Origin of the sequence: Knoellia altitudinis (assembly GCF_042666355.1) — a bacterium.
Lineage (GTDB): Bacteria > Actinomycetota > Actinomycetes > Actinomycetales > Dermatophilaceae > Knoellia > Knoellia altitudinis.
On sequence record NZ_JBHTDK010000001.1, the window covers coordinates 1,866,599 to 1,883,255 of the forward strand.

The following is a 16,657-nucleotide window of genomic DNA, read 5'->3' on the forward strand; positions in this document are numbered from 1 at the left end:
CACCCCTGCGGGGCCGGTCAGGAAGTGGCTCCTCGACGTCGAGGACGCCGACCCGGGCGGCTACTACGAGGGTGAGCGCGAGGCCGAACGCAAGCAGCACGTCCAGCCGTGGTGGCGGGTCATGTGCCTCACCGGCGTCGACTACTTCTCGACCCTGGGCTACCAGCCCGGGATCGCAGCGCTCGCGGCCGGGGCCCTCGCTCCGGTGGCGACCCTCGTCCTCGTGCTCGTGACCCTCTTCGCAGCCCTGCCGATGTATCGGCGGGTGGCCGCCGAGAGCCCTCACGGCGACGGCAGCCTGTCGATGCTGCAGCGGCTGTTGTCCTACTGGCCGAGCAAGCTGCTCGTCCTGTCGCTGCTCGGCTTCGTCGCGACCGGCTTCGTCGTCACCATCACCCTCTCGGCGGCGGACGCGGCGGCCCACATCACCGAGAACCCCTTCGTCAAGGAGGCCCTCCACGGTCAGGAGGTGGTGATCACCCTCGCACTCATCGCCGCGCTCGCGGCCGTCTTCCTCAAGGGCTTCAGCGAGGCGATCGGCGTGGCCGTCGTCCTCGTGGTGACCTACCTGGGGCTGAGCTCGGTCGTCCTCGTCCGCGGGATCGTCGAGGTGGTCGCGCACCCGACCGTGCTCGGCGACTGGACCGACCACATGACGGCCACCCACTCGATGCCGCTGGGCATCATCGGCGCCTCCCTCCTCGTCTTCCCGGCGCTGGCGCTGGGCCTGTCCGGGTTCGAGACCGGCGTCGTCGTCATGCCGCTGGTCAAGGGCGACCCGACCGACACGCACGACGCGCCGCTCGGTCGGATCCGCAACGCCAAGAAGCTCCTCACCGCCGCGGCGCTCATCATGAGCGTCCTGCTCGTCGGCTCCTCGCTGGTGACCACGCTGCTCATCCCCGAGCAGGAGTTCCAGCCGGGAGGGGAGGCCAACGGTCGCGCCCTGGCCTACCTCGCCCACGAGCTGTTCGGCGACACCTTCGGGACGGCCTACGACCTCGCGACGATCGGCATCCTGTGGTTCGCCGGCGCGAGCGCGCTCGCGGGGCTGCTCAACATCGTCCCGCGCTACCTGCCGAAGTACGGCATGGCGCCGGACTGGGCCAGCTCGACCCGACCCCTCGTCCTCGTCCTCTCGGGCATCGCCGCCGTTGTGACCATCGCCTTCCGGGCCGACGTCGACGAGCAGGCGGGGGCCTACGCCACCGGGGTCCTGGCCCTGATGACCTCCGCGGCCATCGCGGTCTTCCTCACCGAGCTGAGGCGCGGCCACCGGCGGGCGGCGGCGTTCTTCGCTGTCGTGAGCGCGATCTTCGTCTACACCTTCGTCGTGACGATCGTCGAGCGACCCGAGGGCCTGCTCATCGCCCTCCTCTTCATCGCGATGATCCTCGTCGTGTCCGTGGCGTCGCGCATCTCGCGCAGCACCGAGCTCCGGGTGCGTGACGTGGTCTACGACGAGGGCGCGACGGCACTGCTCGAGCGGACCTGCGACGGACGGAACCCGGTCCGCCTCATCGCCAACAAGCTGCAGAAGGGCGACGACTCCGAGTACGACGACAAGAGCCTCGAGGTCCGCGTCGACAACCACCTCAAGGGATGGCAGAAGGCCCTCTTCATCGAGGTCGAGATCACCGACGCGAGCGACTTCGACTCACCGGTCTCGGTGCGGTCGGTCACGGTCGGTCAGCACGAGATCCTGCGCGCTACCGGCACGTCCGTGCCCAACGTCCTCGCCGCCGTGTTCCTCGACATCCGCGACCGCACCGGCATCCCGCCGCACGGCTACTTCGAGTGGAGCGACCGCGCGCCGGGGGCCAACGTGCTGCGCTTCCTCCTCGCCGGCGAGGGCGACGTGCCGCCGCTCACCCACGAGATCCTGCGCCGGGCCGAGCCCGACGAGGCCCGCCGCCCCAAGGTCCACGTCGGCGGCTGAGACCCCGCCTTGTGTGCCCGACACAGACGTAGACGTGTGCGTCAGGCACACGACGCCAGGGTTCAGGGGACGAGGCCGCGGTCCCGCGCGATCGCGGCGGCCTCGGTGCGGGAGGCGGCGCCGAGCTTGGCGAGGATCCGCGAGACGTGGACGCTCGCCGTCTTGGTCGAGATGAACAGCTGCTGCCCGACCTGACCGTTGCTCAGCCCGCGGGCGACAAGCTCGAGCACCTCCTGCTCGCGCGGGGTCAGGGCGTCGGGACCGGCGCCCGTCGTCCCGTTGGCCGCGGTCGCCGCGGCGAGGTCGTCGAGCTCGGCCAGCAGCGGGGCAGCCCCCAGCCGGGTCGCCACCTCACGTGCCAGGTCCGCCTCCCGCCGGGATCCGGCACCATCGCCCGCGGCCTTGAGTGCCGCCGCCAGCCGGGCCCGCGACCGCGCCGTCTCGTAGGCGTGGCCGTAGCGGTCGAAGGCGGCGACCGACTCCTGCCAGGCCGCGACCATCGCCTCGGCCGTGGGCGGCGCTCCGTGCCCTGAACGCCACTGGAGGCGGAGCAGCTCGGCGCGCAGCCGGGCGTCCCACGCCCAGGTCTCGGTGTTGGTCTCCTCGATGGCCTCGGTCGTCGGCTCGAAGAGCCCGCGCGCAGGCCCCGCGACGATCGCGTCCACCTTGTCCACCATGGTCTCGAGATCGGCGCGGGCGCGACGCAGGAGCGTGGCGTCGAGAGCTGGTGCCCGGGTCGCCGCCTGCCCCGCGACGAGAGCGGCCAGCCGGACGATCGCGTGGAACCGTCCCCACGTCCGCTCGAGCTGGCCGACCGCGTCCTCGGCGATGTCGAGGGCACGGGCGAGGTCTCCGCTGTGCCCGTAGTGCTCCACCGCGGGCATCACGAGCTGCACGATGCCGAAACCGTCGACGTGCCACCACTCGCGCACTGCCGTGATCTCGTCCTCCCCGATGGGCTCGCCCCGTCCGGCGCGGACGTTCATCAGCGCGGCCTCGAAGTACGACCGTCCCGGCTGCTGGAGATAGGGGTCGGTGACGTGGAGCCGTCGCCGTGCGCCGTCCCAGTCGCCGATCTCGTATGCCGTGAGCCCACCGACGAGCCGTGACTCCAGACCGAACGGGGCCCAGTCCATGTGCAGCTGGCTCGCCAGGGCGGCCCCGCGGTCGTAGGACTCCAGGGCCTGGCCCAGGCGCCCCCGGCGGTGGTGCATCGTGGCGGCCTGGTGGTGGATCCGCACTCGGAGGGGGTCGGGCCGGGCACCGAGGTCGGCGAGCAGTCCGTCGATGTGGCGCTCGAGCGCGTCGAGGTCGTCATGGACCTCGATGACGCGCGACATGACGGCACGGATCTCGGTGAGGGCGTTCGGCAGGTCGAGGCGCTCCGCCAGGGCGGTGGCCTCCTCGCCGAGGTCGGCGGCCTCGGTGTAGTGGCGGGTGTCGACGAGCTGCTGCATGTGGGCGATGAGGACGAAGAGCCGGTCGGGGCTGTCGCCGGCCGGGACGATCGTCATGGCCTCCTGCGTCATCTGCGGAGCGGTCTCGGCGAAGGCCAGGTCGATGAGGCGACCCCGGTTGGCGCACGTCGCGAGCAGGCGCGCCCGCATCACTGCCGTCTGGCCCGGCCCGGGGTGCTCGATGCGGTCCCGGAGCAGCTGCACCGAGCGCACGACGTCACCGGCCGTCAGTGCGGCGTCAGACGCCTCGAGGCTCACCTCGTCCCGCTCCTCGGCGTCCTCGCGGAGCCATCCGAGCGCCTGCTCCAGGTGCTGCAGCGCGTTGACCGGCCCACCGACGGCGAGGTCGGCGCGAGCGGCGCCGCGGGCGGCGGCCACTGCCGTGGCGAGGTCGCCCGAGGCCGCCGCGTGTCGAGCCAGCTCGGACGCCGGGCCGAGCGTCGGATCGTCAGCCAGCGCACCGGCATACGCACGGTGGAGGCGGAGCCGCTCGCCCGGCAGGAGGTCGTCGGTGATCGTCTCGCCGAGCAGCGCGTGGCGGAAGGCATAGGCGGGGGGCCAGCGGGCCTCGACGACGTGGTGCTCGATCGCGTTGGCCAGGGCGGCCTCGAGCTCGGACTCGGACAGCCCGGTCACGCGCTGGAGGAGCTCGTGGCCGACCGTGCGACCGGCGATGGCCATCGTCCGGACCACCTGCTGGGCGGCGGGGTCGAGCTGCTCGACGCGTGCGCCGAGCACGCGCCCCAGGCCACCGGTCATGGGTCGGCCCGAAACCGCGCTGGCGGCGAGCTCCTCGGCGAAGAAGGGGTTGCCCTCTGCGCGGCGGGCGATCTCGCCGACGGTCCTGTCCGAGATGGCGCTCGCGCCCGGCTGGGCAGGGGTGCCGCCTTGGACGTCGGTGACGATGTCGCGAATGGCGCTGTCCGCCAGGGGTTGGAGGTCGTGGCGCTCGACCCCGGCGATGCGTGCCCAGATGGCCAGGGTCTCGTGGAGCGGGTGACGACGGTGCAGGTCGTCCGAGCGGTAGGTGACGACGAGGGCGACGGGCGAGGCGAAGCCCCGGGTCAGCAGGAGCGTCATGAGGTCGCGCGACGAGGGGTCGGCCCAGTGTGCGTCCTCGATGATGACGAGGAGAGGGGCGATCCGGCCGGCAGCCGTCAGCAGCGCGTGCACGGCCTCGGCGACCTGGCCCGCCGAGTGGGTCGGGCTCGCGGCCTCGCGCCGGCCGGGCAGCAGCACGGCGAGGGCGGGTCGGGTGGAGACGACCTGCTCGACGGCCTCGGGTGCGAGGAGCTCGATGCGCAGGAGCAGCTCGGTGAACGGAAGGTAGGCGACACCGCTGCCGGACTGGCCGACGCAGTGCCCCCAGGCGACCGACCACCCGGCGGACTCGGCGTCGGCGGACACCCTTGCGAGCAGGCTGGACTTCCCGATGCCGGCGTCGCCGGACACGACGACGCCGACCCCACCCGGGTCGTCGAGATGCAGGATCTCGGCGACCCGGGCGAGGTCGGCGTCGCGTCCGACGAGCTCGCGGGCGGGAGGAGTCATGGGTCGAAGTATCGACGACTCGAGATCCTCCGGGGCGAGCTTCACTCCGGTGGCCACCCGCTCAGCGGACGTTGCGTGCGGCCTGGACGCGAGCGCGGACCCGGCGGATCACGTGGAGCGAGGAGCCGGGACGCTCGTGCACGTCGCTGGGGACTCCGTAGCGGGCCCGCATCTCGGCCTTGACGAACTCGGGGCTGAACACCGATGCATACATGGCGTGGTCCTTTCCTGACCTGTGGTTCCTGACCTGTGGTGTGTCGACTCGTGCCGACAGGTCAACAGTCGTCGGGTGAGGTAGGCGGCCACATCGGTCAGGTGCCGTATTTCGTGGTGGCCGGCTACCTCAGGCGTGCGCCCGGACCTACCTCAGGCGCACGTATGCCGGGGGGTGGGGAGTTCCGTGTCGAGACAGTTCCGAACCGGGGAGATCCGGCAGCCGTCGCGTGGAAGTTCTGTGGAACACGCCTTCGTAGCGTTTTCCCCATCAACCCCACACATCGGGAACACCCCGATGGACTCGATCCAGGAGAACGACATGAGCGTCAGCCGCACCAAGAAGATCCTCGTCCCGCTCGCCACCCTGACCGTCGCCGGCGCCATCGCCGTCGGCTCCGGTGCGACCTTCACCTCCACCACCGGCAACACGATCAGCGCGGTCACCGCCGGGTCGCTGACGCACACGAACTCCAAGAGCAACGCAGCGATCTTCAACCTCTCGAACATCAAGCCGGGCGACACCGTCATCGGCTCCGTCACCCTCACCAACACCGGCACGCTTCCTGCCAAGTTCAGCCTCACCGAGACCCTGTCGGCCAACGCGTTCGGCGAGAAGGTCGCGGGTGAGAACTACCTCAAGCTGGCCATCCACAACGTCACGACGAACACCTCGGTCTACTCCGGCAACTTCGGTGGCCTCGTCGACGGCACGGCCACCACCCTCGGTGACTTCGCGGCCGGCGCGGTCAACACCTACCGGTTCACCGTCACGCTGGACACGGACGCCCCGAACAGCCAGCAGGGCCTGTCCGCCAACGCCACCTACCGCTGGGACTCGGTCCAGGGCGCCGCGACGGTCACCGACCAGTCCTGACTCCTGAGCACAACGATCGACATCCGGGTTGAGGCAGGGCGCCCCGTGGGGCGCCCTGCCACCGGCCCGGCCGCACCACCCACCTGAACCACCCCCAGACGCACCCTGCACCGAAGGAGCCCGAGATGCACCGCTTCGCCCAAGCCGCCCGCCGGACCGCGCGACTGCTCGGCACCGTGCTCCTGCTCGCCGTCACCCTCGGCGGCGCCGCCTACATCGTGCCCGGCCTTTTCGGCTACGAGCGCTACGTCATCACGGGTGGATCGATGTCCGGCGCGATCGAGCGCGGCTCGGTGGCCCTCGAGAAGCCCGTCCCCGTCGAGGACCTCGCCGTCGGTGACGTCATCACCTACCTGCCGCCGCCGACCAGCGGTGTCGACACGCTCGTGACGCACCGCATCACGAGGATCGCGCCCGGCAAGGACGGCATGACCGTCTTCAGCACCCAGGGTGACGCCAACCCCGACCCCGACCCGTGGACCTTCAGCCTCGCCGAGGGCACGCAGCCGGTCGTGGAGCACTCCGTTCCCTGGGTCGGCTACGCCTTCGTGGCCCTGGCCGACCCGCAGGTGCGACTCGCCGTCGTCGGCGGTCCCGCCGCGGTCATCGCCCTGCTCGCGCTGCGCGACCTCGTCGGAGCGCTGCGACCCGCACGGACCCGTCGTCCCGAGGTGCCCGCGGCCCTCCGGATCCTCGGGACCGGCCCTGCCCGTCTGAGCCCTGCCGACCGAGCCTGCCCCGGAGCTGCCGCCCCTGTAGCAAACCGGGGAACTCCCGGGGCAGTTCTGTGGAAGAGCAGTGGAGCCCTTCTCACTAGCGTTGGTGCCAACGCCGGAGCTCCTGCCACCCGCCCGCCGCAACACCCCAGAGAAGGAGGACCCCATGATGCGACTTCCCCGTCCCGTGCAGCTCCTCCTCCTCGCCGCCCTCGCCGGCATCCTCACCGTCGGGTTCCCCGGCTTCTCCTCCGCCACTTTCTTGGCAACCACCCAGTCCAGCGCCACCGTCAAGGCCGCTGTCGACTGGACGCCTCCCACCGTCTCGGTCGTGAGTCCCGGCACCGCGGTCAAGGGCATCACGACCGTCTCGGTCACGGCCACGGACGGCGAGACCGGCATCGCGTCCGTCACCCTCGAGCAGTTCGGTCCCGGTGCGGCCACGTGGACGACGGTCTGCACCGACACGGTCGCGCCCTACTCGTGCGCCTGGAGCACCAGCGGCCTCGCCGACGGGCAGTACTCGCTCCGCGCGCGCGCCACCGACAACGCGGGCTACGAGTCGACTTCGGACGTCGTGCGCACCACGGTCGCCAACAACATCCTCGTCGTCCTCGCCTCGCCCGGTGACGTGCTCCGCGGGACCGTGGCGTTGGCCACCTCCGTCTACAACGCGCCTGCCACCAACACGGTGAGGGTCGAGTACGCCCCCACCGGCACGACGCGCTGGACGTCGATCTGCACCAGCCTCACCAGCCCCTACGCCTGCAGCTGGAACACCACGGCCCTGGCCTCGGGCGACTACGACCTCCGCTCGGTCCTCACGTCGGGCAACCTCACGGCCACCTCGGCCCTCGTCGATGCCGTCACGGTCGACAACACGGCGCCGAGCGTCACCATGGTCGACCCGGGCACGCCCCTGAGCGGCATGCGCAGCTTCACCGCGACCGCCACCGACGTGGACTCCGGCGTCGCCCAGGTCGTCATCCAGCACCTGCGCAGCGGCACCTCGACCTGGCAGCACCTGTGCACCGTCTCCACCGAGCCGTGGACCTGCCGCGTGGACACCGCGGTCCTCGCGGACGCGTCCTACTCCTTCCGCGCCGTCGCCACCGACGTCGCCGGCAACCAGGGCACCTCGACCGCCGTGGCCAACCGGGTCGTCGACAACACGATCTCCTCGATCACGGTCGACGTCCCCGCGACGCTCAACGGCACGGTCACCCTCACGGCGGTGGCCAGCTCGACCGCCGGCGTCACGTCGGTCCGGATCCAGGTCGCCCCGACCGGGACGACCAACTGGACCGACCTCTGCACCGACACCACCTCCCCCTACGCCTGCAGCTGGGACACCACGACCGTCACCGACGGCCTCTACGACGTCCGCGGCATCCTGCTGGACGGCAAGGGCCACACACTGACCTCAGCGGTCACCAGTGCGCAGCTCGTCGACAACGCCCCCCTGCGCGGAGCGGACGTGCAGAGCTCCAACGGCGGGGTGTCGGCCGGTCGGGCCGACGCCGGTGACACGGTCACCTTCACGTACACCACCCAGGTGGACCTCACCAAGGTGAGCGCCGGCTGGACCGGTGCGGCCAAGCCCGTCACCGTCCGCCTCCGCGACGGCGCGGTGCTGGGCAGGACGGCCACCGACGACACCCTCGACGTCCTGTCGGGCACCACGCCCGTCAACCTCGGATCCGTGAACCTCCGGCGTGACTACGTCAAGACCGGCAAGACGGCGACGTTCAACGCGACCATGACCGCCGGCACGGTCACGACGAGCACGGGTGTCATCCGTACCACGGTGACGCTGCGACTCGGCGCCATCGTCGCCGGCAACAACACCCTCAGGACGACGAGCACCAACGGCGCGATGATCTGGACGCCTTCGGCCACGGTCACCGACCTCCAGGGCCAGCCCTGCTCGACCACCCCGGTCACCGAGACCGGCACCTCCGACAGGGATCTGTGATGCCCCGCCGGCTGACCCGGTCGTCGCGGTGGGCCGCGGTCGCCGCCATCGTCCTCGCCCTGGTGCTGGTGGAGCGCGCTGCCAACGCGGCCTCCACCAGCGCCATGGTCCTCGAGGGCGTCGTCGCGCTCCTCGCGATGCTCGGTGGCGTCAAGATGTGGGTTCACAACTGCTTCGAGTCGCACCTCGTCGTCGTCCTGGCGGTGGCCGCGACGAGCATCGGGACTCTCCTGAGCCTCACGCTCGGCATGCCGGGCAACGGCCCCACGGAGCTGTCCGCGACCCACGTCGTCACTCTCCTGCTCTCGGTGACCGTCGGGCTCCTGCTCGTGCTCGACGCGCATGAGCGACGTACCGAGCACTGACGACAGCGGAGCCGTATAATCGGGCCCCATGGGGGTACGGGTTCTGGTCGTCGAGGACGACGACAAGATCGCCGCGCCGCTGGTCCGGACCCTCGATCGCGAGGGCTATGAGGTCGAGCGGGTCGCCGAGGGCCTCCCGGCTCTCCCCCGGCTCTCGTCCGGGGAGATCGACCTGCTGCTTCTCGACCTCGGTCTGCCGGACGTCGACGGGCTCGACGTGTGCCGCCGGGCGCGCGAGGACGGGTTCACCGGCGGCATCATCATCCTCACGGCTCGCGACGGGGAGCTCGACCTCGTCGTCGGCCTCGACGTGGGGGCCGACGACTACCTGTCCAAGCCGTTCGGCCTGTCGGTGCTGCTGGCCCGGGTGCGCGCCCTCGTGCGACGGGGGTCCGGGGCGGTCGCGACTGAGCCGGTTGTCGAGGTGCCCGCCGCGCCGGATCTCCCGGGCCTGCGCGTCGACGTCAACGCGCGGCGTATCTGGGTGGGTGACGCCGAGGTGGCGGCCACGTCGAAGGAGTTCGACGTCCTCGCCCTGCTGGACGCGAGTCGGGGCTCGGTCGTCAGCCGGGAGCGTCTCATCAGCGAGGTGTGGGACGAGAACTGGTACGGCTCGACCAAGACCCTCGACGCGACCATCGGTCGGCTCCGACAGAAGCTGGACGACGCGCAGGCCCCGGCCCAGGTCACCACGGTGCGCGGAGTGGGCTTCCGTCTCGAGGACGCCCGCGGTGCGTGAGCGGCTCGTCGCGGCTCTGGTCGGCATGACCATCGCGATGGTCGCGCTCTACGGCGTGCCCCGGGCGTACCTGCTGGCCGACCTCGTGACGACGCAGGAGAACCGCAAGGTCGAGAGGTCCGCGGACCTGCTGACCGTCGTGATCGCCGAACGCACCGCGGACGCCTCCCCGGTGACCTCGGAGTTCCTCGGGGGCCTGCTCAACGAGGGCGAGGGCATCGCGTACGTCGCCCCCGACGACTCGGTCGTGCGTGCCGGTGAGCAGTCCAGCGGCTCGTCCAACGACATCGTGCAGACGCGCAGGCTCGAGGGTGGGGGCTCCCTGACGATGACCCGCTCGGGGGCGCTCGTCGACCAGCGCGTCTCGGAGGCGCTTCTGCCGCTGATCCTCATCGGCCTCGCGCTCGTCGTCCTGGCCGCCGGCGTGGGCTTCGTGCTGGCCCGGCGGCTGGCCCGGCCGTTCGGTGAGCTCGCCGAGGCTGCGGACCACCTGGGGGAGGCACGCTTCGACCTCGAGCTCCCCCACTACTCGATCCCGGAGGCGGAGGCCATCGGCGTGAGCCTGCGCCGCGCGTCGGCCCAGCTCGACCTCCTTGTCGAGCGCGAGCGCGAGTTCGCGGCCAACGTGTCCCACCAGCTGCGCAGCCCGGTCACGGCCCTGCGACTGACCCTCGAGGATCTCTCGATGTGGCCCGAGACGCCGCCGACGGTGGCGGCGGAGCTCACCGAGACCATGTCGGAGCTCGACCGGCTCAGCAGCGCCGTCACCGAGATCCTCGACCTCTCCCGTGGCCGGCGCCTCGGTGACGCGGTGGACCTCGACCTCTCGGGCCTCGTGGCCGAGGCCGTCGCCCGATGGAGACCGAAGCTCGCCGCCGCGGGTCGCGAGCTCGTCCACGAGCCCGCCGAGCCCGTGCTCGCCCACGTCGTGCCCGGGCCGGTGGTCCAGGTCCTCGACGTGCTTCTCGAGAACGCCTGCGCCCACGGGGAGGGCACGGTCGTGGCCGGCGCCAGGGACCTCGGCAAGTTCCTCCACCTGGGTGTCGTCGACGAGGGCGACCGCGCGGTCGGCAACGAGGTGTTCCAACGTGGGGCCAGCTCGCAGGACAGCACGGGCCACGGTCTCGGCCTGACCATCGCCTCGCAGATCGCCATCTCGCTCGGTGGCTACCTGACACTCGCCGACGCTCCCACGACCACGTTCGTCCTGGTGCTGCCCGCCCCTGTCGTGACGCAGGCCTGAGGGCACCCGATCGCCCCGGCGGCAGCTGATGGCCCGGATCCTGTTGTTGCACTCGGCCCTCGGGCTCGGGCCTGCAGTGCTGGAGTTCGCTGAGCGGCTGCGGGAGCTCGGACACGAGGTCGACACGCCCGACTACTACGAGGGTCACCTCTTCGACGACGAGGCAGCGGGCATCGCCCACCGTGACGCGCACCCCGAGTACTTCGGCTCCGTCCGCGCCGCGGCTGCCGAGCTGCCAGCCGGGACCGTCTATGCCGGGTTCTCGCTCGGCGCCTGGTTCGCGCAACGCATCGTGTCCGGCCGGGCCGACGCCGGCGCGGCGATCCTGCTGCACTCGGCGGCCCCACCACCGGGTGCCTGGACGGGAGTGCCCGTCCAGGTGCACCGCCACGCCACGGACCCGTGGATCGACCCGGCCGAGGTGCGTGCCCTCGGTGAGGCGGTGACCGCCAGCGGGGCCACGTTCGAGGACCACGTGACCCCCGGCCGGGGCCACCTCTTCACCGATCTGGCCGGGCCCGATGCTGACGTCGATGCCACCGCGCGGACCCTCGTGCGGATCGACAACTTCTGCCGGGACCAATCCGTGACGCACGTCGCACCGAACCACCAGCGCAACAGAGCTGGGTCGAGCCCTCGACCCTGACTGACGAAGGAGCGCAACGATGCGATTGATTTCGAAGACAGCCCTGGCCCTCCCGGGCACGGCCTTCCTGATCCTGGCTGGTGCCACGGGCGCCAGCGCGGCCGAGAACTACGACATGAAGCTCACCGACACCATGGGGAACGACAGCGGGTCCAGCTCGACCGCTCAGCTCACCGTGGACGGCGACAGCCTCAAGATCTCCATCAAGGGCGAGGGCTTCACGCCCAACTCCCCGCACGCCCAGCACTTCCACGGGTCCTTCTCGGGCGACAAGAAGTTCACCTGTCCCGACTCGTCCTCCGACAAGGACGGCGACGGTCAGGTCAACACCGAAGAGGGTCTGCCGCAGTACGGCGACGTCATCCTCTCGCTGACCACGTCCGGTGACACGAGCCCCAAGAGCGGCCTGGCCATCGACCGCATGCCGACGGCCGACGCCGACGGCAACCTGTCCTACAGCCGCACCATCGAGCTGCCCGCCGGTGCGGGAGCCAAGCTCAAGAACCTCCACGTCGTCCAGCACGGCCTGGACGCCAACGGCAACGACAAGTACGACCTCGAGGCCCTCGGCGAGTCCACCTTCGCCGCGTCCCTCGGCGTCCAGGACATCCCCGAGGAAGCCACCAACCCGGCGACCTGTGGCACCGTCGTGGGCGCATCGGCCGGCGAGACCCCCGAGGGTGGCGTCGACACCGGTGACGGCACGACCAACGGCATCGAGGCCGCTGGCACGTTCGGCATCGCTGGTGCGGCCTTCGCCGCTGCTGGCGGAATGCTGATCTACCGTCGTCGGCTCGCCACGGACCGCGTCTGATTGGCTGCGTCTTCCATGACTGACGACAGAACTGGCCGCAGTCGGCGCCTCACGGCGTCGGCTGCGGCCGTCATGGCCTTCGGCCTGCTGGGCATCGGCGCGACCGGCTATGCCCTGTCGCAGCAGGCCGGCGCCCCGCCCGAGGTGGTCGCTGACCAGGCTGGCCACGTCGGCCACGGCGGCGACCCCTCACCGACCACGCCCGCGCCCTCGAGCACGGCCTCACCGTCGGCATCGGCGTCCGGATCGGCCCAGTCGCCGCACGCCGGGCACGGCGGCACGGCACCGGCGGGAGCGGCATACGAGACCCCGAAGGGCACGCTCATGGAGCGGTCACGCCCCACGAAGGTCACCCTCCCCGGCATCGGCGCAAGCGCCCCGATCATCGACCTGAAGCTCAAGTCGGACAAGCGGATGGAGGTGCCCGACAACGGCACCGAGGCCGGATGGTTCACGAGCAGCCCCACCCCGGGCGAGCTCGGGCCGGCGATCATCGCGGCCCACGTGACGCACAAGAGCAAGCCGGCCGTGTTCTTCGAGCTCAGCGGGATGCGCAAGGGCGAGAAGATCGAGGTCGAGCGTGAGGACGGCACGACCGCGACGTTCGCCGTGACGAGCGTGGGTCAGTACCCCAAGGCGAAGTTCCCCTCCGAGCAGGTCTACGGCTCCGTCGACCGGGCCGCCCTGCGCCTCATCACCTGTGGCGGAGTGCTCGACGGCGAGACCGGCAGCCACGTCGACAACGTGGTCGTCTACGCCGACCTGGTCAGCTAGACGTCACAGCTCCCGGCGGACCCGACAGCCCGCGTTTCCACCGTGGCGGCCACGTGTGCCCTACGGTGAGGGCAAGATGTGGTGGTCCCCGGGGAGGAACCCATGCCCGACGTGCAACGCCGCACCGGCCGACGACGACGCACAGCCGTCGTGGGACTGGCCGGCGTGATCTCCGTGGGCGTCCTCGGTGCCTGCGCGGTCGAGCCGCAGGCCCAGCCCCCGGACCAGATCACGGTCTGGATCCAGGAGGACCTGCCCGACCGGGTCGCGGCGACCCAGAAGATCGTCGACCGGTTCACCGCCGCAAGCGGTGTGTCCGTCGAGCTGGTGCCGGTCGCCGAGGACCAGTTCAACCAGCTCCTCATCTCCAACGCCGCGGCCGGCTCGCTGCCCGACGTCGTCGGTGGCATCTCGCTGCCGCAGGTGCGAACCCTGTCCGCCAACGAGCTCCTCGACACCGACGCCGTCGCCCGCGTCATGGACTCCCTCGACGAGTCGACGTTCACGCCACGAGCGCTGGAGCTGACCAGGGATGGCGAGGACCAGCTCGTGGTCCCCAGCGAGTCCTGGGCCCAGATCCTGGTCTATCGCAAGGACCTCTTCGACAAGGCGGGGCTGCAGCCGCCCACGACCTACGAGTCGATCACGGCGGCAGCCAAGGCTCTCGACAGCGATGAGGTCGCCGGCTTCGTCGGTGGCACCGCGCCGGGCGACGCCTTCACCGTGCAGACCTTCGAGCACGTCGCACTCGGCAACGGGTGCGAGCTCGTCGACGAGGCCGGCGAGGTCACGCTCGAGAGCAAGGCGTGCGAGGGCGCCTTCCGCTTCTTCGGAGACCTGGTCGACAACTACTCCGTCCCGGGCGCCCAGGACGTCGACACCTCGCGCGCGGCCTACTTCGCCGGGCAGGCCGCCATGCTCATCTGGTCGACCTTCGTCCTCGACGAGATGGCCGGGCTTCGCGACGACGCCAAGCCCAGCTGTCCACAGTGCCGACAGGACCCGGCGTTCCTGGCCAAGAACAGCGGCGTCGTGACCGCCATCGCCGGACCCGAGGCCTCCGAGCCGGCGGTCTTCGGTGAGATCACCTCGTGGGGCATCACCGCGGAGTCCTCCACGGATGCCGCGACGCAGTTCGTCGAGTACATGATGTCCGACGGCTACCCACCGTGGATCGGCATCGCCCCCGAGGGCAAGGTGCCCGTGCGCACCGGCACCCCGGACAAGCCCACCACGTTCTCGGACCAGTGGGCCACCCTCCCGGCCGGCGTCGACACCAAGGCGCCGCTGTCCGACTTCTACGCCAAGGACGTCCTCGACCAGGTCGCCGCGGGCCCGGCGGACTTCTCGCGGTGGGCCATCCCCCAGGGACAGGGTGCCCTGCTGGGGGCGCTGCAGGGCGAGCAGCCGGTGGCCGAGGCGGTCAACGAGGTGAGCACCGGTGGTGAGCCCGCCGATGCCGCGCGGTCTGCGGCTGACACGGTTCGCGCGATCGTGGAGTCACAGTGAAAGGGACCACGACCCGGCAGCGGCAGGACGCGCGCACGGGGCTGACCCTGATCACACCGACCTTCGTCGTCGTCTTCGTCATGATCGTCATCCCCATCCTGTGGACGATCTCGCTGGCCTTCCAACGCGTGCGGCTGCTCGACATCCGCGAGGCCGGCTTCCTGGGCACCTACACGTTCGACAACTTCGCCACGGTGCTCACGTCCGGGGGCTTCCTCAAGGCGCTGCTCACCACGGTCACGTACTCCGTGCTCGGCACTGCCCTGGCCATCGGCATCGGCGTCATCGCAGCACTGGCCCTGCGCACGCCGTTCCGCGGCAGGGGCCTGGTCCGGGCCGCGATGCTGCTGCCCTACGTGGCGCCCGTGGTTGCTGCCGCCTTCGTGTGGAGCACCCTGCTCAACCCGCAGTACGGACTCGTCAACGAGTGGGGCCAGGGCCTGCTCGGCTGGGACGAGCCGATCGCCTTCCTCAGCGAGCGCGACAACATCTCGTTCTTCGGGATCCCCCTGCCGATCCCCACGGCCCTGTTCTCGGTGATCCTCTTCGAGGCCTGGCGCTCCTTCCCGTTCGTCTTCCTCTTCCTCACGGCCCGGATCGAGGCGATCCCCGGCACCCTGGAGGAGGCCGCCACGCTGGACGGCGCGACGCCGACCCAGAGGTTCCGGCACATCGTGCTGCCGCAGCTGGCGCCGACGATCGCGGTGCTCGCCGTGCTCCGCTTCATCTGGACGTTCAACAACTTCGACGACATCTACCTGCTGACCGGTGGTGGGGCGGGCACCGAGGTCGTGAGTGTCCGCGTCTTCAACTACCTGACGTCCCGCAGCGACATCGGCGCCGCCGCCGCGCAGGCCCTGGTGCTCGCCGCGATCCTGGCGGTCCTCGTCACCGTCTACCTCAAGTTCTTCGGACGACGGGAGGAGGGCGCATGAGCCAGCCGACGCGGTGGTCGCGCAACACCGTCGAGGAGCGCTTCTTCGCCGTCATCAAGCCGGTCGTCATCGTCGCGCTGCTCGCCCTGGCGGTCTTCCCCTTCTACTACATGCTCCTGCTGTCCTTCCGCCCCCTCGACGCCCTGCTCCAGGACCCGGGTTCGCTGTGGGTGTCCCCGAGCGAGATCGACCCCTCCACCTACACCGACGTGCTCCGCTCGGTCGAGAGCGGTGGACAGGGGTTCCTGAGCTTCATCAGGAACAGCCTGCTGGTCGCGCTCGGGACCGTGGTGGTGTCGCTGCTGATCGCGATTCCCGGCTCGTATGCCGTGAGTCGGCTGAAGTTCGTGGGGCGCGACAAGGTCTCTGCTCTCTTCCTTGCCGTCTACTTCTTCCCCAGCATCCTGCTGGCGGTGCCGCTCTTCGTCTTCTACACGCGGATCGGGCTGCGTGGCTCCCTCATCGGGCTGCTCTTCGTCTACGTCGCCCAGGTCGTCGCGGTGTCGATCTACATGCTGCGCAACTACTTCGACACGATCCCGGTGAGCCTGGAGGAGGCGGCGGCCATGGATGGCTGCAGCAGGTTCGCAACGATGCGCTACGTCAGCCTGCCGCTGGCGGTGCCGGCGATCGTCTCCAACGCCCTCTTCGTCTTCATGATCGCCTGGAACGAGTTCCTGTTCGCGCTGCTCTTCCTCGTCGAGCGGCGGGAGAACTGGACGGTCTCCCTGGGCCTCTCGCAGCTGTCCGGAAGCATCGAGGTGCCGACGACGGTCCTCATGGCCGGGTCGGTCATCCTCACGCTCCCGATCGTCGTGCTCTTCTTCATCGGAGAGCGGTGGCTGGCGGGCGGTCTGACGGCCGGGGCCGAGAAGGGCTGACCAGCCCCGTTCGCACGGCACGG

General features: G+C 70.7%; 14 protein-coding genes and 1 pseudogene. 13 read left to right on the top strand and 2 right to left on the bottom strand.

Features of this window, described 5'->3' with window-relative positions; genetic code table 11:
* Positions 1-121: 121 nt before the first annotated feature.
* Positions 122-1,939, top strand: coding sequence for an amino acid transporter (locus ACFQW8_RS08780; protein ID WP_449274538.1), 1,818 nt, complete (start codon positions 122-124; stop codon positions 1,937-1,939).
* Between the two features lie 62 nt (positions 1,940-2,001).
* Here the strand turns inward: ACFQW8_RS08780 and ACFQW8_RS08785 are convergent, their stop codons facing one another.
* The gene (locus ACFQW8_RS08785; protein WP_380086627.1) at positions 2,002-4,947 is read right to left on the bottom strand and encodes a helix-turn-helix transcriptional regulator; all 2,946 of its coding nucleotides are present in this window, start codon (positions 4,945-4,947) and stop codon (positions 2,002-2,004) included.
* Positions 4,948-5,008: 61 nt separating this feature from the next.
* Positions 5,009-5,161 (bottom strand): hypothetical protein, encoded by a 153-nt coding sequence (locus ACFQW8_RS08790; RefSeq protein ID WP_380086628.1) that lies wholly within the window; start codon positions 5,159-5,161, stop codon positions 5,009-5,011.
* Between the two features lie 321 nt (positions 5,162-5,482).
* On the opposite strand from ACFQW8_RS08790, the gene ACFQW8_RS08795 reads away from it, so the two are divergent.
* From ACFQW8_RS08795 to ACFQW8_RS08850, 12 genes and pseudogenes are all read left to right on the top strand, one after another.
* On the top strand, positions 5,483-6,037 hold the full coding sequence (locus ACFQW8_RS08795) for a TasA family protein (protein WP_380086629.1): 555 nt from the start codon (positions 5,483-5,485) through the stop codon (positions 6,035-6,037).
* Positions 6,038-6,162: 125 nt separating this feature from the next.
* Positions 6,163-6,633, top strand: a pseudogene (locus ACFQW8_RS08800) (signal peptidase I); the annotation flags it as partial.
* 286 nt (positions 6,634-6,919) lie between these two features.
* Positions 6,920-8,728 carry an Ig-like domain-containing protein gene (locus ACFQW8_RS08805; RefSeq protein ID WP_380086630.1) on the top strand — a complete coding sequence of 603 codons (1,809 nt, stop codon included), beginning with the start codon at positions 6,920-6,922 and terminating at the stop codon, positions 8,726-8,728.
* Positions 8,728-9,093, top strand: coding sequence for a hypothetical protein (locus tag ACFQW8_RS08810; RefSeq protein ID WP_380086631.1), 366 nt, complete (start codon positions 8,728-8,730; stop codon positions 9,091-9,093). Before ACFQW8_RS08805 ends, ACFQW8_RS08810 begins: the two co-directional genes overlap by 1 nt.
* Positions 9,094-9,121: 28 nt before the next feature.
* Positions 9,122-9,832 carry a response regulator transcription factor gene (locus ACFQW8_RS08815; protein ID WP_380086632.1) on the top strand — a complete coding sequence of 237 codons (711 nt, stop codon included), beginning with the start codon at positions 9,122-9,124 and terminating at the stop codon, positions 9,830-9,832.
* Positions 9,825-11,075, top strand: a complete 1,251-nt coding sequence (locus tag ACFQW8_RS08820) for a HAMP domain-containing sensor histidine kinase (RefSeq protein WP_380086633.1) — start codon at positions 9,825-9,827, stop codon at positions 11,073-11,075. The genes ACFQW8_RS08815 and ACFQW8_RS08820 overlap by 8 nt, the downstream gene beginning before the upstream one ends.
* 28 nt (positions 11,076-11,103) lie before the next feature.
* Positions 11,104-11,721: a dienelactone hydrolase family protein gene (locus tag ACFQW8_RS08825; RefSeq protein WP_380086635.1), complete on the top strand. Its 618-nt coding sequence runs from the start codon at positions 11,104-11,106 to the stop codon at positions 11,719-11,721.
* 19 nt (positions 11,722-11,740) lie between these two features.
* Positions 11,741-12,535 (top strand): hypothetical protein, encoded by a 795-nt coding sequence (locus ACFQW8_RS08830; protein WP_380086636.1) that lies wholly within the window; start codon positions 11,741-11,743, stop codon positions 12,533-12,535.
* Between the two features lie 15 nt (positions 12,536-12,550).
* Entirely contained in the window at positions 12,551-13,309 is a 759-nt protein-coding gene (locus tag ACFQW8_RS08835) for a class F sortase (protein ID WP_380086637.1), read from the top strand.
* A 102-nt stretch (positions 13,310-13,411) separates the two neighbouring features.
* The gene (locus ACFQW8_RS08840) at positions 13,412-14,818 is read left to right on the top strand and encodes an ABC transporter substrate-binding protein (RefSeq protein ID WP_380086638.1); all 1,407 of its coding nucleotides are present in this window, start codon (positions 13,412-13,414) and stop codon (positions 14,816-14,818) included.
* Entirely contained in the window at positions 14,815-15,753 is a 939-nt protein-coding gene (locus tag ACFQW8_RS08845; RefSeq protein ID WP_380086639.1) for a carbohydrate ABC transporter permease, read from the top strand. The genes ACFQW8_RS08840 and ACFQW8_RS08845 overlap by 4 nt, the downstream gene beginning before the upstream one ends.
* Positions 15,750-16,634 carry a carbohydrate ABC transporter permease gene (locus ACFQW8_RS08850; RefSeq protein WP_380086641.1) on the top strand — a complete coding sequence of 295 codons (885 nt, stop codon included), beginning with the start codon at positions 15,750-15,752 and terminating at the stop codon, positions 16,632-16,634. Before ACFQW8_RS08845 ends, ACFQW8_RS08850 begins: the two co-directional genes overlap by 4 nt.
* Positions 16,635-16,657 lie beyond the last annotated feature (23 nt).

Bases quoted from the DNA above. Each gene is read 5' to 3' on its own strand.
- ACFQW8_RS08780 (WP_449274538.1), top strand. From the start codon at position 122: ATGTGCCTCACCGGCGTCGACTACTTCTCGACCCTGGGCTACCAGCCC.
- ACFQW8_RS08785 (WP_380086627.1), bottom strand. From the start codon at position 4,947: ATGACTCCTCCCGCCCGCGAGCTCGTCGGACGCGACGCCGACCTCGCC.
- ACFQW8_RS08790 (WP_380086628.1), bottom strand. From the start codon at position 5,161: ATGTATGCATCGGTGTTCAGCCCCGAGTTCGTCAAGGCCGAGATGCGG.
- ACFQW8_RS08795 (WP_380086629.1), top strand. From the start codon at position 5,483: ATGAGCGTCAGCCGCACCAAGAAGATCCTCGTCCCGCTCGCCACCCTG.
- ACFQW8_RS08805 (WP_380086630.1), top strand. From the start codon at position 6,920: ATGATGCGACTTCCCCGTCCCGTGCAGCTCCTCCTCCTCGCCGCCCTC.
- ACFQW8_RS08810 (WP_380086631.1), top strand. From the start codon at position 8,728: ATGCCCCGCCGGCTGACCCGGTCGTCGCGGTGGGCCGCGGTCGCCGCC.
- ACFQW8_RS08815 (WP_380086632.1), top strand. From the start codon at position 9,122: ATGGGGGTACGGGTTCTGGTCGTCGAGGACGACGACAAGATCGCCGCG.
- ACFQW8_RS08825 (WP_380086635.1), top strand. From the start codon at position 11,104: ATGGCCCGGATCCTGTTGTTGCACTCGGCCCTCGGGCTCGGGCCTGCA.
- ACFQW8_RS08830 (WP_380086636.1), top strand. From the start codon at position 11,741: ATGCGATTGATTTCGAAGACAGCCCTGGCCCTCCCGGGCACGGCCTTC.
- ACFQW8_RS08835 (WP_380086637.1), top strand. From the start codon at position 12,551: ATGACTGACGACAGAACTGGCCGCAGTCGGCGCCTCACGGCGTCGGCT.
- ACFQW8_RS08840 (WP_380086638.1), top strand. From the start codon at position 13,412: ATGCCCGACGTGCAACGCCGCACCGGCCGACGACGACGCACAGCCGTC.
- ACFQW8_RS08850 (WP_380086641.1), top strand. From the start codon at position 15,750: ATGAGCCAGCCGACGCGGTGGTCGCGCAACACCGTCGAGGAGCGCTTC.